The sequence below is a fragment of the Moorena sp. SIO4A1 genome (genome assembly GCF_010672065.1).
Lineage (GTDB): Bacteria > Cyanobacteriota > Cyanobacteriia > Cyanobacteriales > Coleofasciculaceae > Moorena.
Genome location: NZ_JAAHHX010000509.1, coordinates 1 through 1,751, shown reverse-complemented (window position 1 = coordinate 1,751; position 1,751 = coordinate 1). Strand labels below are relative to the sequence as shown.

Annotated in this window: 2 protein-coding genes and 1 pseudogene; all 3 read right to left on the bottom strand. The window is 38.5% G+C overall.

Annotated features, from left to right (window positions below):
• Positions 1–256 (bottom strand): annotated as a pseudogene (locus F6K53_RS40020) (aspartate transaminase); the annotation flags it as partial.
• A gap of 3 nt (positions 257–259) precedes the next feature.
• Positions 260–601 (bottom strand): aspartate 1-decarboxylase, encoded by a 342-nt coding sequence (panD, locus tag F6K53_RS40015; RefSeq protein ID WP_075896718.1) that lies wholly within the window; start codon positions 599–601, stop codon positions 260–262.
• A 19-nt stretch (positions 602–620) separates the two neighbouring features.
• Positions 621–1,487 carry a TauD/TfdA family dioxygenase gene (locus F6K53_RS40010; protein ID WP_293085615.1) on the bottom strand — a complete coding sequence of 289 codons (867 nt, stop codon included), beginning with the start codon at positions 1,485–1,487 and terminating at the stop codon, positions 621–623.
• Between the last annotated feature and the right edge of the window lie 264 nt (positions 1,488–1,751).

Here is a 1,751-nt window from a genome sequence, read left to right as displayed (position 1 = left end):
GATTGTTATCAGTTTGTAACTTTTGGGCGATGGCTTCTCGCAACGCCCATTCTCCAGCTACTGTACTATAACGAGTTTTGCCTTCATCCAAAGCTTTCTTAGCAGCAGCGGTAATATGAGCTGGGGTAGGAAAATCCGGCTCACCTACACCGAAAATGCAGACATCAAGCCCCTCTGCTTTCATTGCCTTAGCTTTAGTTGTAATTGCCAATGTTAGCGAAGGACTGACTTGATTAACTCGTGCTGCTAGTTTCATTACTTATACATACTGAAGAAACTTGTTATTCTCATCAACTAGAATTTTTTTCGGTGGATTGATTTCGTCTGTTACGTCAAAGGCTAACAAAGTAATAAGGTCCCCTGGACTAACTAAACGGGCGGAGCCGCCATTCATGCAAATTACTCCTGAATCAGCTTCTCCTTCTAGGACATAAGTTTCTAGACGGTTGCCATTAGTATTGTCCACTACTAGTACTTTTTCTCCAGGTAGCAAATCTGCCTTTTCCATCAGGGTTCGATCCACCGTAATGCTCCCGACATAGTTGACGTTAGCCTCTGTTACTTGAGCCCTGTGAATTTTTGACTTTAACATAATTCGCATTGTTTTTTCCTCCTTTTAGTTATAGACAACATTTTTGTTTCAATTCTTCTAAGGTTTCCCTCGGAGAAAAACCAAAGCAAAACTCTTCACTATAAGCTGATTTACCATCAAACCAAACGCGATTAAGCCACCTTTTTGAGCCCTGAATAAAAGCAGTACGACCATGCAATATTCTGGAATTATCCATGATAATAATTTGCTGAGGCTGCAATTTAAACTGTAACATATTTTCTGGTCGATTAAAAAAATATTTTATTGTCTTAATTATTGGGAAATCTTCTGGTTTTACTGAAATTTTAACAGCATCATCCCATCTAAATCTGATGCGTGTTCTACTCTCATGCTCTTCAAAAATAGGTTTAGTAGATTGTCTATTTTCTCTCTGGACTGTTATGGCATCGGGTTGAAATAAATTCAGTAATCCACAGGGATTTGTACCAGTTAGATAATCATACAGTAATCTCCCATCTCCAATAGTCGTTAAACCACCACTTGCTACAGCAACTTCGCACTGGAGGGCTACTATTTTTGGTGGATCCACAGCAAAAGAACCATCTGTATGTAACGGTAGTTCTGTTGTCGTTGTATTGACATATCCAGGACTATTTTCCAGAGGGGTTACGGGTACAATTCCATGTTTATCTGAGTGTTCATGCTTGACTATCGAGCCAAAATATTGCGATAATTCTAATAAATTTTCCTTGTGCTGTGACGACCTTAGCTGAATAATAACATATCCAAACTGCTTAATAAGTTTGAACATTTTTTTGACGGTAGATGCGTTTAAGTCTTTTATGCTATAAGCTTCAAGTATATTGTGTTCAACATTTGATTTTGGAACGCACAATAAATACATTTTAGCTGCTTGCTCCTTATAGATTGTCATCTATCCTCTCGACAAAGGATATCACAATCTTGCCAATTTACCCATAACGCTCTTATCACTCTTGGAAAATTCGACGAAATTACGCTGTTTCAGCCGACGAAAACTCAAGCTTTAAACCCAGTCTGATGGAAGAGGGATAAGTAGTCGGAGCAAAGTTTTAGGCTCTGTATGAATTTTTGTAAACACACCATCAACACTTGTAGCAGAATGGGAGCAGGTCAATTTTGTAAGAACACTTGAACTACAAACCCTTGAACTATACTA

Coding starts and splice junctions, on each gene's coding strand:
- panD (WP_075896718.1), bottom strand. CDS start 601: ATGCGAATTATGTTAAAGTCAAAAATTCACAGGGCTCAAGTAACAGAG.
- F6K53_RS40010 (WP_293085615.1), bottom strand. CDS start 1,487: ATGACAATCTATAAGGAGCAAGCAGCTAAAATGTATTTATTGTGCGTT.